Annotated in this window: 16 protein-coding genes; 10 read left to right on the forward strand and 6 right to left on the reverse strand. The window is 53.2% G+C overall.

Annotated features, from left to right (window positions below; genetic code table 11):
* Positions 1-10 precede the first annotated feature (10 nt).
* Together CBW65_RS11435 and CBW65_RS11440 are read left to right on the forward strand one after the other, a co-directional pair.
* A complete protein-coding gene (locus CBW65_RS11435; RefSeq protein WP_232463484.1) occupies positions 11-1,831 on the forward strand; it encodes an IucA/IucC family protein in 1,821 nt (606 codons plus the stop codon).
* Complete coding sequence (locus tag CBW65_RS11440) at positions 1,832-3,016, forward strand: type III PLP-dependent enzyme (protein WP_087456930.1); 1,185 nt, start codon at positions 1,832-1,834, stop codon at positions 3,014-3,016. It abuts the gene before it with no gap.
* 64 nt (positions 3,017-3,080) lie between these two features.
* Here CBW65_RS11440 and CBW65_RS11445 read toward each other — a convergent pair whose 3' ends face one another.
* The 4 genes from CBW65_RS11445 to CBW65_RS11460 form a co-directional block, all read right to left on the reverse strand.
* Entirely contained in the window at positions 3,081-3,902 is an 822-nt protein-coding gene (locus tag CBW65_RS11445; protein ID WP_157721899.1) for an IucA/IucC family C-terminal-domain containing protein, read from the reverse strand.
* Positions 3,903-4,038: 136 nt separating this feature from the next.
* Positions 4,039-4,656 (reverse strand): TetR/AcrR family transcriptional regulator, encoded by a 618-nt coding sequence (locus tag CBW65_RS11450; RefSeq protein WP_157721900.1) that lies wholly within the window; start codon positions 4,654-4,656, stop codon positions 4,039-4,041.
* 19 nt (positions 4,657-4,675) lie between these two features.
* Positions 4,676-6,898, reverse strand: a complete 2,223-nt coding sequence (locus CBW65_RS11455) for an ABC transporter permease (protein ID WP_198299813.1) — start codon at positions 6,896-6,898, stop codon at positions 4,676-4,678.
* Positions 6,898-7,596, reverse strand: coding sequence for an ABC transporter ATP-binding protein (locus CBW65_RS11460; RefSeq protein ID WP_087456933.1), 699 nt, complete (start codon positions 7,594-7,596; stop codon positions 6,898-6,900). The genes CBW65_RS11455 and CBW65_RS11460 overlap by 1 nt, the downstream gene beginning before the upstream one ends.
* Positions 7,597-7,748: 152 nt before the next feature.
* Between CBW65_RS11460 and CBW65_RS11465 the strand changes: the two genes are divergently transcribed.
* The 4 genes from CBW65_RS11465 to CBW65_RS11480 all read left to right on the forward strand — a co-directional run bounded on the left by CBW65_RS11465 (position 7,749) and on the right by CBW65_RS11480 (position 11,256).
* On the forward strand, positions 7,749-8,987 hold the full coding sequence (locus CBW65_RS11465) for a GNAT family N-acetyltransferase (RefSeq protein ID WP_198299814.1): 1,239 nt from the start codon (positions 7,749-7,751) through the stop codon (positions 8,985-8,987).
* 164 nt (positions 8,988-9,151) lie between these two features.
* Positions 9,152-9,916, forward strand: coding sequence for a hypothetical protein (locus CBW65_RS11470; protein WP_087456935.1), 765 nt, complete (start codon positions 9,152-9,154; stop codon positions 9,914-9,916).
* A gap of 79 nt (positions 9,917-9,995) precedes the next feature.
* Entirely contained in the window at positions 9,996-10,376 is a 381-nt protein-coding gene (locus tag CBW65_RS11475) for a SatD family protein (RefSeq protein ID WP_157721901.1), read from the forward strand.
* 16 nt (positions 10,377-10,392) lie between these two features.
* Positions 10,393-11,256, forward strand: coding sequence for a hypothetical protein (locus tag CBW65_RS11480; RefSeq protein WP_087456937.1), 864 nt, complete (start codon positions 10,393-10,395; stop codon positions 11,254-11,256).
* A gap of 61 nt (positions 11,257-11,317) precedes the next feature.
* On the opposite strand, the gene CBW65_RS11485 is transcribed toward CBW65_RS11480, so the two are convergent.
* Positions 11,318-11,737, reverse strand: a complete 420-nt coding sequence (locus tag CBW65_RS11485; RefSeq protein WP_087456938.1) for a helix-turn-helix domain-containing protein — start codon at positions 11,735-11,737, stop codon at positions 11,318-11,320.
* A gap of 176 nt (positions 11,738-11,913) precedes the next feature.
* Here CBW65_RS11485 and CBW65_RS11490 point away from each other — a divergent pair, with 176 nt between their 5' ends.
* Complete coding sequence (locus tag CBW65_RS11490; RefSeq protein WP_087456939.1) at positions 11,914-12,126, forward strand: helix-turn-helix transcriptional regulator; 213 nt, start codon at positions 11,914-11,916, stop codon at positions 12,124-12,126.
* A 538-nt stretch (positions 12,127-12,664) separates the two neighbouring features.
* Here CBW65_RS11490 and CBW65_RS11495 read toward each other — a convergent pair.
* Entirely contained in the window at positions 12,665-13,819 is a 1,155-nt protein-coding gene (locus CBW65_RS11495) for an aminotransferase A (RefSeq protein WP_087459207.1), read from the reverse strand.
* Positions 13,820-14,003: 184 nt separating this feature from the next.
* On the opposite strand from CBW65_RS11495, the gene CBW65_RS11500 reads away from it, so the two are divergent.
* The 3 genes from CBW65_RS11500 to CBW65_RS11510 all read left to right on the forward strand — a co-directional run bounded on the left by CBW65_RS11500 (position 14,004) and on the right by CBW65_RS11510 (position 17,586).
* Complete coding sequence (locus tag CBW65_RS11500) at positions 14,004-16,022, forward strand: esterase/lipase family protein (protein ID WP_087456940.1); 2,019 nt, start codon at positions 14,004-14,006, stop codon at positions 16,020-16,022.
* A 304-nt stretch (positions 16,023-16,326) separates the two neighbouring features.
* A complete protein-coding gene (locus CBW65_RS11505; protein ID WP_087459208.1) occupies positions 16,327-16,872 on the forward strand; it encodes a GNAT family N-acetyltransferase in 546 nt (181 codons plus the stop codon).
* Positions 16,873-16,875: 3 nt separating this feature from the next.
* Positions 16,876-17,586 carry an SIR2 family NAD-dependent protein deacylase gene (locus CBW65_RS11510; RefSeq protein ID WP_087456941.1) on the forward strand — a complete coding sequence of 237 codons (711 nt, stop codon included), beginning with the start codon at positions 16,876-16,878 and terminating at the stop codon, positions 17,584-17,586.
* Positions 17,587-17,636 lie beyond the last annotated feature (50 nt).

Consider the following 17,636-nt stretch of genomic DNA (forward strand, 5'->3'; position numbering starts at 1 on the left):
GGTGACAGTGATGAACGCTAGCCTGTTAGAAAGCGCTTTGGAATCTGTGCAGTGGACAGAAGTGCGCAGACGAATTTTCCGCCAGTTGATCGAGTCTTTGATCTACGAAGGCATTGTAAGTCCAGAGACGGCGCACAACGCGGACGGGACGGAAACGTACCGCTTCAGCGGCCGGGATGCGGATGGCACCGAGGTGGCGTATGTCTGCACAGGACGGCGCGCGCTGTCTTTTGGGCGCATTCGCCTGACGCACGACCCGGTGCTGCGCGTGGCAAACGGGGAGGAGCGCGAGGCGGACTCGTTGTCTGCATTTCTGCTGGAAACGGCAGAGCTGCTCGGAGCGGATGACGACAAGCTGTCCACGTTCCTTGAGGAGATTTCCCAGACCTGGTTGAAAGACGCGGTCGCTCAAGAGCATCGTTTTGCAAAAGGGGCTGCGGTGAGTGAAGCGACCCCTTATGACGATCTGGAAGCGGACGTGATGGAAGGCCACCCCTACCATCCGTGCTACAAGTCCCGCATCGGTTTTGACCTGCAGGATCATCTGGAGTTTGGGCCGGAGTTCAAGCCGGGGCTGAAGCTGATCTGGCTGGGCATTTTGCGTGCCGAAGCAAAGTGGTCGCATCTGTCGTTGTTTGATGAGCAGAGCTTTTTGCGTGAAGAGTTGGGCGAAGAGTACGACCGTTTTGAAAACGTGCTGCGTAAAAAAGGGCTCGATCCGGCGCAGTATGTCATGGTGCCGGTGCATCCGTGGCAATGGCGCGAAGTGGTGGCGGGCGGCTTCCTCGACCAGTTCCGCAAGCAAAGCATCGTTTTGCTGGGCGAAGGGCGCGACGAGTACCGTCCGCAGATGTCGATCCGCACGTTGTCTAACGCTTCGGTGCCGGAGCGGGCGTATGTGAAAACGCCGCTTTCGATGACGAACACGTCGACCGGGCGTATTTTGGCGCAGCATACGATTTTGAACGCGGCGACGCTGTCGGAGTGGCTGGGCGAGCTGCATGCCGGGGATGCGTATTTGCATGATGATCTGCGCGTTGTGCTGCTCAAAGAGGTGATGGGCATCTCCTACAACCACCAGGGCCTGCACCCGCTGCTGGAAGCAAAAGTGTACGGGGTGCTCGGCGCGATCTGGCGCGAAAGCCTGCACGGGCAGTTGGAACCGGGCGAAGCGGCGGTGCCGTTTAATGCGCTGTGCCATCTTTTGACCGACGGAACGCCGCTGATCGATGCGTGGGTGCAGCGTCATGGCTTGGAAAACTGGCTGCAGTCGGTGCTTAATGCGTCGATCACGCCGCTGATCCACTTACTCTACGCGCATGGCGTGGCGATGGAGTCTCATGCGCAAAATATGATCCTGCTGCATGAGAATGGCCTGCCGACGCGGGTCGCGTTGAAAGATTTCCACGACGGGCTGCGCTACTCCCGTGCACATCTGGCCGACCCGAACCGCCGTCCGGAGATTCAGTATCCGCCGGCGAACCATCCGCGTTTGAACCGCAACTCGTTTATTGAAAAAGAGGACCCGGCGGAGATCAAAGACTTTTTCCAGGATGCGTTTTTCTTCATCAACATGGGCGAGCTGGCGTTGTTCCTGCAGGAGCAGTATGGTCTTTCGGAGGAGCGTTTCTGGGAGCTGGCGGCAGGTGTGATCCATGCGTACCAGCGCAAGTTCCCGGAGCTGGCGGAGCGTTTTGCTACGTTTGATCTGTTCTCCGACACGATTGAAGTCGAGCAGTTGACCAAGCGACGCTTGTTTGCGGAAGGCGGCGTGCGCGTGCATGCGGTGCCAAATCCGCTGGCGCTGTATCGGGCAGGGGAGGGGCGGTAAATGCGCGTCCTCGAACAGATTGCCGAACTGAAAAAAGACTTGGGCAGCAAGCCGCTCAAAGCTTATTTTTACGACTTGACCGAACTGACCCGGCACGTGCAGCGCTTCGTGCAAGCGCTGCCGCCGCAGTGTCGGTATTTCTACGCGATCAAAGCCAACTCGGAGCATGAAATGCTGAAGGCATTGGCGCCTTATGTGCATGGATTTGAAGTGGCTTCGATCGGGGAAGTTCATAAAGTCCGCGCGGTTAGCCAAGACGCGCCGATCATCTTCGGCGGCCCGGGCAAAGCGGACGTGGAGTTGGAAGGGGCGATCGAGCAGCGCGTGACGTTGCTGCATGTGGAGAGCTTGCATGAGCTCGACCGTTTGGAGGAGATCGCAGCAAGGAAAGGCGCGGTGATGGAGATCTTGCTTCGCGTGAACCTGCGCGGACCGCTTCCGAGCGGCACGTTGCAGATGGCCGGTGTGCCGACGCAGTTTGGGATCGATGAAGCGGTGATCGGCGAGGGAATTCAACGGACGATGGCGTGTGAGCATGTGCGTTTGAAAGGGTTCCACTTCCATTCGCTGTCCAACAACCTCGATGTTGAGGCGCACTTGAACATGGTCGAGCATTACGGCAAAAAAGCCCGTGCGTGGGCGGATGAGTATGGTTTTCAGCTCGAATACATCAACGCAGGCGGCGGTGTTGGCGTCAACTATGCGGACCTCACCGCCCAGTTTGATTTTGAAAAATTCGCCTCGGCGCTCCCTGAGAAACTTGAGGCGGCTGGCTCGGATGTGACCGTGCTGTTCGAGTGTGGCCGTTACGCCGTTGCTTCCTGCGGCTACTATGCCACCGAAGTCCTCGACATCCGCCAAAGCCACGGCCAGTGGTATGCGGTCGTCGAAGGCGGTTTGCACCATTTCCTGCTGCCCGGCGCGTGGAAGCATACGCATCCGATGAGCATCGTCCCAATCGAAGACTGGCAGTACCCGTTCGAGCGGCCGGAAGTGCAGAATGAGAGCGTGACGCTTGCGGGTAAGATGCATATGCCGAAGGACATTTTGGCGCACAATGTGCAGATTGAAAAGCTCCGTGCAGGAGACTTACTCCTGTTCCCGTACGCAGGCGCGTATGGCTGGGAGATCTCCGCGCATGATTTTAGTGACTTGGAGCATCCGGACTTCATCTACTATCGATAGGGCATATCGAAAACACCAAAAAAGCCTTGGCTTCGAAAGAAGCCAAGGCTTTTATCATCTAACATTAGGCGTTATAAGCGGTCAACAGTTCGGCACGCTCGGCACTGCAGACCAGCGGGCAAGTGGTGCAGGACTTGTTGCCGGGGAACTGGTTCCACAGGCAGCAGGAGTTGCGCACGCGAATCTTGCGGGCCGGGGAGATCTCTTCGAACCAGACTTCCTGGAACGTCTCAGACAGCGGCGGCGCAGTAAAGCCGACCGAGTTGAACACGAGTTCCTTGTCTGCCGCAGCGCCTTGTTTGTAAACCGGGTGCTCGCACAGCTCGCCGTACAGATAGCCGACGAAGTTGCCGACGTTGCCCCACATGACCTTCGGGGAGAGCTTGAACTCGGATGCGATCAGGTAGATCAACGGCCCCAGCGTGTTATCAAACACCGCCTTTAGCACATGCTGCACAGCTGCGAGGTCTTCATGCACATGACCGCCCATGTTCTGCACATCGTGCGGCATGCGGTTCACCAGCAGCATCTGCTGTTTCCCGCCAAGGATGACGCTCGACGGCAGGTTGTCGACCAGAACGATCTCCGTCGTATCCGCATCTGCGATCAATCCCAAGCCGACGGTCGACAGGGGAGTGAGCACCGACGCAAGCAAAACGCTGGCCAGACGCTTCTGGAACAGGGAAGCGGCCGCGACCAGGTTGTCAGATTTCATCTGTTTCGCCACGTTGTGCATCAGTTCGCGCAACAAAGCGGGATCTTTCAGCAACCGGCCGATCGCAATGCCTTCCGGACGGTCTTGTTCTTCAGCAAATTGGAACGGCAGACGCATCCCTTCCTCGCGCAAACGATCCAATACTACAACCTGCTGGTGTAACTCTTTCATATCTATCCTGACTCCTTTCAAGGAAAAGAGGGTACGGTTTTTCTCATTACACCCAGCATAATTGATAATGATTCTCGTTGTCAAGGTTTCTGTAAAAAAGCAGGCGCCCATTTTTCCGAGGGCGCCTGCTTTTTCGTTACGAGTACAGTCCATTCTTCAGCAAATTCGCGTATTCATCCAATTCCAAACCAATTTTTTCGGCATCGTAATGCAGTTTGCCATCGGCATCCGTATTCTCAGCCACGTATTGATTCCCGTACTGTTCCATCGTCCACAAAATGACTTCCAGCGCCTTTTGCACATTCACGCCGGGGCGAAACAGCGCGTAGTCCAAACCTTCCAGCAATTTGCCGAGATAACGCTCTTTCAGCTCGGCCGTCAATTGCAGGTACTCCGCCATCAGCTCCGGGTCGGTCTCCCGGGCCAGCTTCAAGAGAAGGTCGTATTCTTTGGGGTAATGCTTCATCTGATGCATCTTCATCACTGTCAGCTGCTTGATCCGCTCAAACACATCGGGTGACGTCTCCGGCAGAAAATCCTCATATTCCTGCCCCAGCACCTGCACACAGTGGCGCACCAGATACGTATACAAGCCCTTTTTGTTGCGAAAATAATGGAACAGAAGCCCCTTCGAGATCTCCGCTTTCTCCACGATGCGGTTGGTCGATGCCGACGCATAGCTCTGTTCGGCAAACTCGTCGAGGGCGGCCGACAGCACCTTGCGCCGTTTCTCTGCGGGGAGATTGTCAAACACGGCAGTCAAACCCTCACCTCTAGTCACGTTGCATTTTCAAGCTTTCCGCCATCGAGACGGACAGCACCTTTTTCTTGGACAGCAATTTCGACAGTTCATACGTGCCATAGATGATCACAAAGCCAAACACCAGATGCAAGGGATCAAACTGAATCGGGATCGCCATGTCGATGCCTTGCAGAGAGTTTTTCAACAAAGATTCCAGCGAGCTTAACGTCAGCGGAATCCCCAGCAGATAGCCGAGAATCACCGGGATCATCCCGGCGTTCAGCACCAGCCCGTTGATCTCCTTGGGCGTATACCCGAGGACTTTCAGCATCGAGATGTTACCTTTGTTTTCTTCAATGATCAGCGATGTGATCACATAGATCACGATCAAGGCGATCACAAACGCAAACGCGCCCGTCACATACAGCGTATACTTCATCGGCTCCAGCGCGGAGTCGAGCGCCCGCTGCACATCGGCCCGATTCTCCACGCGCAGCACCTGAGACGATTCTACATCTAATGGCTGCAGCGAGTACACCCCGATGAAGCTCGTTTCCGGCAGTTTTAAGTGGTAGTTGAGGATGTCCAGCGGCAGATAGACCGCATTGCCGGTGTAGACTTCGGCGACCGCGTCGATTTTCAAGTCGTAGTATTGATCGTCTTTCAGCAGATTGCGCACCGCCAGCGTATCGCCAGCCTGCAGTCCGGTCGACTCGGCCAGCGCGCGGGTGATCACCGTTTTGTTCTGCAAAGGAAACTCCTTGCCATCCGCATCTTGCAGCGACAGGAGCTTCATGTCGGGACGCACGCCGTAGAGCGAGAACTTCACATCCTCATTCCGGGTCAGCGCGACAGGCAGCATATTGTACACCTCGCCGCCGTAGGTGTTTTCCGTCTGCAATTTATTGAACATCGTGTTGTACTGATACTTGTAAGTATCCCCAAAGCTGTCTTTGACGATATAGTCAATCGAGCTCTGCGCCGCAAAGCCAAACAGCAGAAACACGGAAGCCAGCATCACGCCAAACAGCATCAGGAGCGACTTCGGCACATTGCGCAGCAGTTCACGCACTTTAAACTTCGCGGTAAAACTCAGCTTGGACAGCTTGATCTTGCGCATCAGTCGTCCTGTTTTGACCGTTTTCGAATGCCCGCGCATCAGCGTGACCGGCTTCAGGCGCAAGGCGCGCCAGACGACGATCGCCGCGGCCGGCAGCAGAAAGACCAGCGGGATCAGCACCGATCCGGCCAGATAAGCCGGGCTCCAGTCCACGTTCAGCATTGGCAGGTTAAAGTACATCGCCACATACCCGAGCATCGGCGCCAGGCACAACATGCCAAGCACCGTTCCAACTACGCCGCCGATCAGCCCGATCAGCAGAGGGAAGCGCAAGTAGTGACGCAGGATCTCGCCTTTTTTGTACCCCAGCGCATAGAGCGTGCCGATCTGCGTGAACTCCATTTTCACCAAGCGCCACATCGCCGTCGCCAGCAGCAGGCAGGTCAGAGACAGCATGATCGCAGGGATCTTTGCGGCCAGATCGACCGTCTGTTGAATCTTGCTGTGTGCCAGCTGATAGCGCGGATTTTCCGTGACCGGCTTCCAGAGCAGGAGCTTGTGGCGTTGCTCCAGATAGGCTTTCAGTTCCGGAGAGTTGCCTTTGATGTTGTAGTATAAAGTCCCTTGCTTCAGCTCCTGCATCTTCTCTTTCGTGATCACCGCCACGCCAAACGCCTGCGGGTCCATCATGATGTCCGAATCGGTCTTCAAGGCGTAAATATAGTCGGGCACCGCCATCAGCCCGCGCACATGATACGCTTCTCCGTCGAGCGTGATCTCCGACCCGAGCTGCACGTTGTGCGCCTTGGCAAACGATGGGGAGAGCAGAATGTCGTTGTTCCCCTGCAAAGGCGACCCTTCGATCAGCGCCGGCACGTTCACTTTCGCGCTCTCATCGAACAAACGCAGGGTCACCTGCGGTTTCCACTCCACATCAAATTCATAGCGCGGCTCGATCTGCACGCCAAACGCCTGCTCGACTTCCGGGATGTTGGGAATCGGCAACTGCACGACCGTTTTCACATCTTCCAGCGCGTAGTCCTTGATGAACTGCTCTTCGTTGGTCTGCAGGTTGAAGGCCATCACCGAGAGCAGGGTAAACAGCAGGCAGGAGAGCGCCACCAGCACCATCGACGAGACGTATTGCGCCTTGTTTTGTTGGATGATGCGCCAGATCCGCTTGTTGAGGCTCATCACCATTCCACCTTTTCCGCTGGGAGTTTGTTCGGGTTGGGAACGTCTTCCACGATCTCGCCGCTGCGCACGCGGATGATGCGGTCGGACATCGCCTGCAGCGCCGGGTTGTGCGTGATGATCAGGATGGTGGTGTTGTAGGTCTTGTTGATGCTCTCCAGCAGTTTCAAAATCTCTTTCGACGTTTCAAAATCAAGCGCGCCGGTCGGCTCGTCGCAGAGCAGCAGGTCCGGATTTTTCGCGACGGCCCGGGCGATCGAGACGCGCTGCTGCTCGCCGCCGGACAGTTCGGACGGGAACTTGTCGCGTTTGTCGTACATCCCGACGGCGCGCATCACTTCGTCGATCGGCAGGGGAGACTTGGCGATGTTGGTGGCCGCTTCGATGTTTTCCTGCACGGTGAGACTCTGGATCAGGTTATAAAACTGAAAGACGAATCCGATCTTGTCGCGGCGGTAGATCGTCAACTGCGCATCGGTGTACGCGGAGATCTCTGGCCCGTCGACGAACAGCTGGCCGCCGTCGGGGCGTTCGATTCCGCCGATGACGTTGAGCAGCGTCGATTTCCCGGAGCCGGAGGGGCCGAGGATCGTGACGATCTCGCCTTGCTCCACGGCGAAGTCGACCCCTTTCAGCGCGTAGAATTCAGACTCGCCCATCGGATATTTCTTGCTGAGGCCATGTGCGTTGATCAGCATGGAAAGTCGCTCCTTTCAGATTGACCACGTGGTCATTGACCATATGGTCAAAGCATACTCCCGCGCAGATTCGCTGTCAAGATCGAAGAGAGCATATCCAAATTCAGACTCTTTCGTTTATAATGGAATTAAAAATTGAAGGAGTCGTCAGCATGCTTGAGATCAGAAAGTTAGGCCTCGAAGATACCGCATCCTATGCCAAGCTGTACCGCAATGCCTACCCGGGTTTTGGCGGCACGCAGGAGCAGGCTGTGGCGACGATGAACCGGATGTTCAGCTTTCCGGAGCGCGCGTTTTACGGCGTTTATCGCGATGATGTGATGGTGGGCGGCATGTGCCTGCTCGAATTTGAGATGAACCTGCGCGGCCAGGGCATGGTGCCGGTCGGCGGCGTGGCTTTGGTGGCAGTGGATCTTTTATACAAAAAAGAAAAGATCGCCAAAGAGATCATGTCTTTCTCGCTGCACCATTTCCGCGACAAAGGGATCGGCTTTGTCACTCTGTTCCCGTTCCGCATGTCCTTTTATAAGCAGATGGGCTTTGGCTCCGGCGTGGAGCATCGCCGCTACAGCATGGAAGCGGCATCGATTCCGAATTTCGGCAGCAAGGCCAATCTGGAGATCCTGTCGGCCGACAATCTGGAAGAAGTGATCGCGAGCTACAACCGCTACGCTTTGACCCGCAACGGGCTGACCCCGCTTGCGAAGCACCACCTCGAAGGCTTTTTCAAAGCAGACACGGCCCGCGTGATCGGCTTCCGCAAATACGGCGAGCTGAAAGGGTACATGCTGATGCGCTTTATCAAAGACCACATGCTGGTCAATCAGCTCTACATCCCGCATATCGTCTATGAGACGGGTGAAGCGCTGCAGGAGATGCTGACCTTCCTGCATACTCAGGGCGACCAGTTCCATAAAGTCAACATCGCCACACAGGACGAGAGCATCCATTACATGCTCAGCACCACGTCGACCAATATGCATGACGTGTTTGATTCGATCTTCCTCGAAACCAGCGTCACCGGCTGCGGCCTGATGGTGCGCGTCATCGATGTGCCGAAACTGTTCAGCGACTTGCAGCACCATAATTTTAATGGCGAGACGTTGAAGCTGAAACTGACCCTGGAAGACAGCTTCCTCCCGCAAAACACGGCCAGCGCCGTGATCGACTTCCGCGAAGGACGCCCGCATGTGCTGACCGACGCTGACGGCACCGCCGATGTCGAGCTGACCCTGGAAGTCTCCAACTTCTCCAGCCTGCTCGCCGGCACCACCACGTTCGACCGCCTGCACCGCCTCGGCGTGGCCAAGCTGTCGGATGATGCCCATGTGGAGACCTTGACCCGTTTGTTCCGCACGAGTGAGCGGATGATGTGCATGTTTGCGTTTTAAGATTGGAAAAGAAGCCTTCATGGGGAGGCTTCTTTTCTTGTTGTAATATGTGTATGATGTAATTAGTTAGATGCTATCGTCAAACTTCTCGCATCTTTGATGAATACATCTAACATTAGGTTTCTTAGACGATTACGTCTAACAATAATCGAGGAGGACGATTGATGAAAACACCCATCTCGATCTTAATAATGGATGTGACTAACTCTACGGGCTTTACAGACACAAAAGAACTAACAAACTATCTAGGTCAAGTTGTAGATTGGATTGATATGTGGACCCGCGGAATAGTTAGTACAAAAGTAAAAAAACGCTATGGCGATGAAATTATTGTAGTCACCGAGAATTATTTTACAGCTTATTTGCTGGCTTTTTACATAATTTTGTTCTGGAAATACGAGAAGCATCCACCGTATTTGGGTATAACTTTTGGAATGACAGAGGATGATGTTTTGGATATCGACTTAGAAGAATGGAATGATCCATTAGTCAAATCTGCCCGAATTGCAAGTGAAACTATCAAGCAGTCTAAAAGAAGACCTCCAATACTATTTCATAGATTGAATTCAGAAAATGACACCGAGTATCCTATGGTATCAGTCCTTAATATTCTTTCCGAAATGCAGTTTAAATTGATTCGGGAGCAATCTCCGTATCAACATGCAGTGTTTAAACTTTATCTTCTCTATCAAAAGCAGGTTGATATAGCAAATCGAATTTCAAGAAAGCCTGCAACGATTTCCAAACAACTGAAAGATGGTAATAGTGAAACAATTATCGATGCTCTTGATACAATCGAGAGAATGTTAAACAGAGCACAAACTGCTGGGGTGGGAATTAAGCCGAATTCCATCGCAAAGAAAACTGATGTCTTGAAAAAGAAAATTCGCAATTCGCTTCTGAGCGACATTCCATTTGAATTAGATTGAACATTTTTCTGCGTCTCATAGCATTAATAATATGTACTTATTCGGGAGACAATATTGTATTGGAATGGAGGTGTGGAAGGTGGAAAACTATTGTGCTATGATATTTGACATTCAAGGATCAAAGAAGCTTTCCAATCGGTCGGAAGTGCAATTCGAACTGATCGATACAATAAATGATTTCAACAATAAACATAAGGATTTCCTTGTTTCTGATTTCAACATTAGCGTAGGAGATGAGTGGCAGGGCTTATTAAAAGATAAGAAGTACTATCCAATCGTCCAAAATTTCTTTGCTGAAAAACTTAGTGTCCCATTTTATACTGGCGTAGGAGTAGGACCATTGACTGTTTTCTCTTCGAGTTTACCAGTAAATCAATTGGATGGGCCTTGTTTTCATAAAGCGCGGGAAGCATTAGAGCTTGCTAAGTCGAAGAAATATAAAGAGGTTCTATTGAACTAAATAAAGGGATGATGAGATGGTAGTATTATCATTACTCTTAAGTTACTTGCTTGCTGAATTTTATTTTATTTCAGAGAAAAAACTAGTAGGATTATTTAAGTGCGTGATTCTAACATTGACACCTTTAGTAATTTGGTATTTTTGTTTCGATTCGAAATTTTTGTTCAGTGTCTTATACGCAGCTTTGTTTCTAACCTTTTGTCATGTGGTTATCGATTGGATTTTTTCAAAATTAGAAAAGTCACGAATGCTATTTGGCGAGAGAAAGATTGAGAGTCTAAAAACAAAGAAGATGACACTTTTTGTTTTAGAACAATCAGCTCATACGGTAAGTGTACTTTTAACTAGTTACTGGTTTCTCTACATTGATCTTTGGGAAGTGTGGAGAAAGATCTCTGTCCGGTTCAACATAGCGCCAGGAACTAAATTTGAGTTGTCCTCTGTGTCATCAATACTGGCAATCATTATTATCTTTATCGGAGTTACCAAGATAAGCGGTCATATTGTGCGGATTTTAGTAGGGGAAGCACCGACACGAGAACATTTTATCGAAGAGAAACTCACACTCGAAAACTCGTGGAAGAGATCTATCGTGTATCCCACTGAATATAAGACAACTACCGAGTGGTCCATTGTTCCGCTTACAAAATCTCGAATCAACCAAGGAGGTTATATCGGTTACGTTGAAAGATTAATTGTCATGATTCTAGCCTATTATAGTGCATTCCCTGCAATTGCATTTATTGCTACTGCGAAGTCACTAACTCGTTTTAAACAGCTTGAAGACCGAGATTTTGCAGAATATTTTCTAGTTGGGACGTTGAGTTCCATCCTGTTAGGAATCGTATCTGGTATTTTTCTTCGGTTAGTCTTTCGGTAAACTAATAGTAGAACAAAAAGGTCATTCAAATAAATTTGAATGACCCCTTTAATTTTACCAATTAATTTTGCGAATCCCTTTTTGCGCCCTCATCAAGAAAAGCATGGATGATCCGTTGAATTGATTCCAGCGGGATCTCGATGATCCGTTTTTGCAAATTGGGGATAGGGCGTCCGCCCAACGTATATTGGTCTGTTCGCAGGCTGTTCAAGAGTTCCTTGTAAGGAAATTCGAATGGGCGTTCCGAATTGTATGAACGCTTGACGAGTCGAGGATCGTCGGTGCGTCCGAGGAGATAGTCTAGTGAAACGTTCAGGTTGTTGGCGATGTTGACCAGGGTGGCGAAATTAGGCTCGCGGCTGCCGTTTTCATAGTTGGAAAGGGCACTTTTGGTCAGGTTTAGCATCGTAGCAAACTTTTGTTGCGAGTAGCCGTTCGTGGTACGGAGTTCGGCTAATCGTTCACAAAATGTGTTCGTCATTCTACACCTCTTCTCTTAAATCACGTATTGTGATTATAGTATTTCCCTTATCCTAACATCCCGGTGGATTTTAGCATAGTCTATAAATGTACACAATACGTGAACCTGAATTGAAGTGGACACGTTTCGTGTCTATAATGATGGAAAGAGTATGCATATTGTGTTCGGGAGGTCCCATGAGAAATGAGAAGATGACCGCATTGCGCGGGGAACGGACGCAAAAAGAGATGGCAAAGGAGATTGGTATCCCGGTCAGCACTTACGCAATGATCGAATCGGGGCACAGGTTCCCGCGCAGAGACTTGCAGATCAAGCTGGCGAGGTATTTTAATCTGACTGTGGACGAGTTGTTTTTTAGCCAGGAGGCAGCGCAGGATGACGAGAGTTGACAAGTTTTACTAGCCAATAGTAGGATGACTTTGGTGATAAAGTATTAATTATAGTGTTGATATGTAGGTTAATTCTTAGGAGAGAGGCCGGCGACATCTGGATGTCGCAATCGTACCGGAATTTGACGTTACAACGGGATACTATCTTAGCGGAGGTTTCACCCGCTGAACGTCTCAGGTGTCGACCGGACTGCTCTTCTAAATGATTACGCGGGGATTAGAGCGCTGTTGCTTGCAGCACTTTGATCCCCCAATAGATGCATCGCAAGGTCTCCGCCGCAGCTGCTCCGGCGAATGAAAAGAGCAAAAGTTTACTTCGTGTGCGTTTGGTGTTCAGTCGGAGAAACAATTTAGTTTTCAAAACACAAACACCTCTTTATGGTAGACACGACATCGCTTTGATTTTAACTGGAACATTCTTCTTATGCAATGGTTGCAAACAAATTTTTTCATAAGTGTAATAAATGTATTCTTTACTTGAATTATTCTAAAAAAGAAGCGAGGCACAACAAAAGTTGTGTCTCGCTTTCTTCAATTGCTAGAGCGATTTCATAAACTTGGCTAACCGCTCCATCGCTTCCTGCAACTGCTCCATCGAGGCGGCGTAGGAGATGCGGATGAATCCTTCGCCGAGCGGAGAAAACGCAACGCCGGGCACGACGGCGACGCGGCCTTGTTCGAGCAGGCGCGTGGCGAAGTCGAAGGAGGACAGGCCGAATTTTTTGATCGACGGGAAGATGTAGAACGCGCCGCCTGGCACGACAACATCGAAGCCCATCTCCACAAGGCGCTCGCAGACGAAATCGCGGCGCTTGCGGTACTCGTCGCGCATCGGTGATGCATCGTCGAGGCCGCCCGTCAGCGCTTCCAGTGCGGCGTACTGCGAGACGGATGCGGCGCAGGCGGCGTTGTACTGGTGGACTTTGACCATCTGCTTGGTGATGTATTCGGGTGCAAATGTGAAGCCGATGCGCCAGCCGGTCATCGAATGCGACTTGGACAGGCCGTTGATGACGATCGTCTTGTCGCGCATGTGCGGGATCGAGGCGATCGACGCATGCGTGCTTTCATAAAGCAGTTCGCTGTAGATTTCGTCGGAGATGACAAACACGTCGCGCTCGCGGAGCACTTCGGCGATCTCCTGCAGGCTCGCCGCATCCTGCACCACGCCGGTCGGGTTGGACGGGGAGGGGAGGATCAGGCAGCGGGTCTGGTCGGTCAAAGCCTGGCGCACCATGTCGCCGGTGACGCGAAAGCCCGTTTCTGTCGTGTCGAGGTAGACCGGTTTCGCGCCGCACATCGTGATCAACGGCTCATAGCCAGGGTAGATCGGTCCGGGCAGCAGCACTTCTGAGCCTTCTGCCAAGATGGTGCGCAAGGCGATGTCCAGCGCTTCCGACGCGCCGTTGGTGACGATGATCTCCGTGTCCGGCGAGTAGGACAGGCCGTATTTTGTATCCAAAAAGGCACTCGCTGCCTTGCGCAAGGCGGGCAGTCCGGCGTTGGGGGTGTAGGAGGTATGGTTGTTGGCGATGGCGGTCTGGCCCGCAGTCTTGATGTGCTGAGGTGTCGGGAAGTCCGGCTGGCCGAGGGTGAGCGAGATCGCGTCTGTGTATTCGGCGGCGATCATCGCGAATTTGCGAATCCCCGACATCTGAATGTCCCGTACGCGCTGGTTGAGCAGGTGTTCCATCATCGATCAGTCCTTTATCCGTGAGGTTTTCTCATTATCTTACTCCATGTGCGGCGAAGAAAAAAGCGTTATGCATTTTATTATAAATAGCGATAGACATATCATGAATAATCGCTGTATATTGTCTATATAGATATTATTTTCTGTAAATTCTTAAAAATAGACAAACGGGAGGAAATTCAAAATGAAAAAGGTGCCTTTTGCGGTGGTCAGCTCGGCGTTGGCTGTCTCGATGCTGCTGTCCGCTCCGGCCGCTTTGGCGGAGGAGAATCATGCGCAGCACAAGCACGTATTAGAAGGAGAGATCGACCGTGCGCTCGATACGGACGGCGACGGGCTGAAAGACTATTTTGAGCAGACGATCTCGCACGCAGAACGTGCCGACACCGATGGGGACGGCATCTCCGACGCGCAAGAAGACGCCGACGGGGACGGACTTTCCAACATCGCCGAGCAGTCGCGCGGGCTGAACCCGACGACGGCCGACAGCGACGGCGACAGTTTGACCGATTATCAGGAAGTATATAAGTATCATACCGACCCGGCCGTGTTTGACACCGATGGGGACAACCTTTCGGACGGCACCGAAGTGCTGTACTATGCGCTCGACCCGAACCGCGCAGACCCGAACGTGCCGCGCTCGTGGAACATCCCGGACAACGCAGTTGGCGTGACCGGCACGATGACCGGCCTCGGCGACATCCCGACCAAATTGACGGTGCGTCAGTCCCCGGTTTTGCTCGTGCAAGATCTGCAGGCAGCTGCGTCGTTTGATCTGGAAAGCCTCGACCGCACGGCCGCTTTTAACATCAAAGTTTCCTATCAAGACACCGGGGCGGAAGACTTGCGCCTGTTCCGCTACAACGCGAAACAAGCCTCGCTCGAACCGGTGCAAAAGCAGCACAAAGACCCGCAAACCAACACGATCTCCGCAGAGTTTACCGATGGCGGCTCGTTTGTCGTCCTGCCGATGAGCGAGTGGAAGAAAACGGAGCAGCCTGCGAAATCGTCCTATAAAGGCAAATACAAAAAGTTCACCGGCAAAGCCAAGCTGGCCGGACTGCCCGGCGTGGAGATCGACGGCGCGGCGGTTGACACGAATGGCGTGTTTGAGATCAGCCGCAATGTAACCAACGCCGACGGCACGACCCAGACGCTGAAGGCGAAATATCAGGTGCAGGAGCTGCAGCAGAGCGACGAAGGCACGTTCCTGACCGCATCGTCCGTCTCCACCGAATCGGGCCTGCAGCCGACGATCCTCGTGCACGGCTTCTACGGCTCGTCGACAACATGGGGCTTCAACCAAAAATGGAGCAACGGCGGCGCGACCCCGTCTGCGCAGTCGGCGATCGCCTCTTACGAGACGTTCACCGGCAAAACGTACGCCAGCGGCACCGCTTCGACGTATGGCAACATCGACGTGCAGTTTATCACGTCCGTCTCCGATTCGGCCGAGCTTGGCCCGGTGCTCGATGTGAACAAAGGCTATACGCGCAACGTTGACCTGTTCAATTTCGAATATCACAGTGACGGCCACGTTTCGAACGGCGCACAGCAGTTGAAAAACTTCATCGCCGGCCTCCGTTCGCGCGGATTGATCGGCACTTACGACTACCCGAACCTGCTCGCCCACTCCAAAGGCGGCCTGATCTCCCGCTACCTGATCGAAAACCTGAGCGGCTCATGGGACATCGACCGTCTGGTCACGCTTGGCACGCCGCACTTCGGTTCCGACCTGTCCACATTTGGCGACATGGACCGCGACGACAGCGATCTCTGGCTGTCCAACAACAACGACCCGTACTGCAACACGTTCACCAACTCGCATCCGTACACCACGTACTATGCGTTTGGCGCGTGGAAAGCGGGCGCGAGCGATCTGAACGCCACGTCGCCGAGCCAGCGCGGTGTCTGGACGGTCGGCCAGCTGTCCGGCAGCTATGACACCGATGTGCGCAACCGCTTTGCCAATGCGGGCCGCAGCATCTCCTGGTTCAGCTACGCCGACATCGGCGACACGGTGGTCAACATCGACTCGGCAATGGGTTCCGACCAGGAGCCGGACTACGACGGCACACTGCCGAAAGTGTCGATCTACAAGCGCTGGTACGTGTTCCATGAAACGTACGGCGACCACTCCGGGATGAGAAAATACTCGACGGTGCAGAATCTGGTCACCGATGTGCTAAAAGGGTTCTACTAGGCGTTTGCAACGACAAAAGGGATTTGCTCCTCTGCGGAGCAAATCCCTTTTTGAGCGGGGCTCTGAATTAGTAGCCCGGAGTGAGCAGGATGAACAGCACGAAGATGATCAGGAATACGACCGCCCAACGGGTGTAAGGACCGAATACACCGTACATAGCAACGTCACCCCCTTCGTGGTTCTCTTGGTATATAGAATGCAAAACAGGGTCTGATAGCAACGGACAGGTACCCACGTTGGCACAGTTTGGGCGGTCTGTGCTACAATGATTGGAAAATTTGTGAAGATCGCGAGGCGGTACATCATGTTGAGAATGGAATTGTTTGCAGACGCAGAACTGCGCCTGCTGGAGGAGCACCACGCGGAGGAAGTCTACCGTTTGATCGACGGCAACCGCGAGCATCTGCGTGAATGGCTGCCGTTTATCGACTTCAACACATCGTCGGCCGATTCGCTGGCTTTTATCAAAATGTCCCGCGAGCAGCTGGCGAAAAACAGTGGCACGAACTACGGGATTTTTTACAAAGGACGGCTGGCCGGTGTGGTCGGCAACCATTTTATCGACTGGAGCAACCGCTTGACCTCGATTGGCTATTGGCTGGGCAAAGAGTTCACCGGGCATGGCCTGATGACTGCTGCCACCAAGGCGCTGGTCGAGCAGGCTTTTGCGGAGTACAAGCTGAACCGCGTGGAAATTCGCGTCGCGACCGGCAACTTGAAGAGCCAAGGCGTGCCGGAGCGGCTCGGCTTTGTCAAAGAAGGCGTGTTGCGCCAGCGCGAGTGGATGTATGACCGCTGGCTGGATCATATCGTCTACTCGATGCTCGCTTCCGAGTGGGAAGGGCAGTAGATCATGTCGGAGATCCAAACGCTGGCCCGCTGGATCAAGGAGTCGAGTTTTACGGTTGCGCTGACCGGGGCGGGGATGTCGACGGAGAGCGGAATTCCCGATTTTCGCTCCCAAAGCGGGTGGTGGAACAACATCGACCCGGCCACGGTGGCGACGGTAGAGGCGCTGGAGGAGAACTACGAGCTGTTTCAGCAGTTTTACGCGTCGCGCATGCAAGGGCTGCGCGCTTGCACGCCGCACCGGGGGCATGCGATCTTGGCGGAGTGGGAGCAGCGCGGCTTTTTGCACAGTGTGGCGACGCAAAATGTGGACGGGTTCCATCAGCAGGCCGGCAGTCGGAACGTCTATGAACTGCACGGCTCGATCCGGACGGTCAGGTGCAGCACCTGTGACGATCAGACGGAGCTGGAGGACTTTTTGGCAGGGAAAGCATGTCCACACTGCAAAGGGCGCTTGCGGCCCGATGTGGTGCTGTTTGGGGAGATGTTGCCGCAAGAACCTTGGCAGCGGGCGCTGGCCGACATTCGCAGCGCTGAGTTGGTCATCGTGATCGGGACGAGCCTGCAGGTCTATCCTGTGGCGCAACTGCCTTTGATGACGCAGGGGCGGGTGGCGATTCTCAATTACGAGCCGACCGCACAGGATGATCATTTTGAACTGGTGATCCATGGCAAGGCGGGCGAGCTGCTGCAGCAGATCAATTCGCAGATTTAATGGAAAAAAGGCACTCGCAGGTCGAGTGCCTTTTTCCGTACCGTGCTGCC

Source organism: Tumebacillus avium (genome assembly GCF_002162355.1).
GTDB lineage: Bacteria > Bacillota > Bacilli > Tumebacillales > Tumebacillaceae > Tumebacillus_A > Tumebacillus_A avium.

What these genes read in the sequence shown, in the direction of transcription:
- CBW65_RS11435 (WP_232463484.1), top strand. Translation starts at nt 11, where the DNA reads ATGAACGCTAGCCTGTTAGAAAGCGCTTTGGAATCTGTGCAGTGGACA.
- CBW65_RS11440 (WP_087456930.1), top strand. Translation starts at nt 1,832, where the DNA reads ATGCGCGTCCTCGAACAGATTGCCGAACTGAAAAAAGACTTGGGCAGC.
- CBW65_RS11445 (WP_157721899.1), bottom strand. Translation starts at nt 3,902, where the DNA reads ATGAAAGAGTTACACCAGCAGGTTGTAGTATTGGATCGTTTGCGCGAG.
- CBW65_RS11455 (WP_198299813.1), bottom strand. Translation starts at nt 6,898, where the DNA reads ATGAGCCTCAACAAGCGGATCTGGCGCATCATCCAACAAAACAAGGCG.
- CBW65_RS11460 (WP_087456933.1), bottom strand. Translation starts at nt 7,596, where the DNA reads ATGCTGATCAACGCACATGGCCTCAGCAAGAAATATCCGATGGGCGAG.
- CBW65_RS11465 (WP_198299814.1), top strand. Translation starts at nt 7,749, where the DNA reads ATGCTTGAGATCAGAAAGTTAGGCCTCGAAGATACCGCATCCTATGCC.
- CBW65_RS11470 (WP_087456935.1), top strand. Translation starts at nt 9,152, where the DNA reads ATGAAAACACCCATCTCGATCTTAATAATGGATGTGACTAACTCTACG.
- CBW65_RS11480 (WP_087456937.1), top strand. Translation starts at nt 10,393, where the DNA reads ATGGTAGTATTATCATTACTCTTAAGTTACTTGCTTGCTGAATTTTAT.
- CBW65_RS11485 (WP_087456938.1), bottom strand. Translation starts at nt 11,737, where the DNA reads ATGACGAACACATTTTGTGAACGATTAGCCGAACTCCGTACCACGAAC.
- CBW65_RS11490 (WP_087456939.1), top strand. Translation starts at nt 11,914, where the DNA reads ATGAGAAATGAGAAGATGACCGCATTGCGCGGGGAACGGACGCAAAAA.
- CBW65_RS11495 (WP_087459207.1), bottom strand. Translation starts at nt 13,819, where the DNA reads ATGGAACACCTGCTCAACCAGCGCGTACGGGACATTCAGATGTCGGGG.
- CBW65_RS11500 (WP_087456940.1), top strand. Translation starts at nt 14,004, where the DNA reads ATGAAAAAGGTGCCTTTTGCGGTGGTCAGCTCGGCGTTGGCTGTCTCG.
- CBW65_RS11505 (WP_087459208.1), top strand. Translation starts at nt 16,327, where the DNA reads ATGTTGAGAATGGAATTGTTTGCAGACGCAGAACTGCGCCTGCTGGAG.
- CBW65_RS11510 (WP_087456941.1), top strand. Translation starts at nt 16,876, where the DNA reads ATGTCGGAGATCCAAACGCTGGCCCGCTGGATCAAGGAGTCGAGTTTT.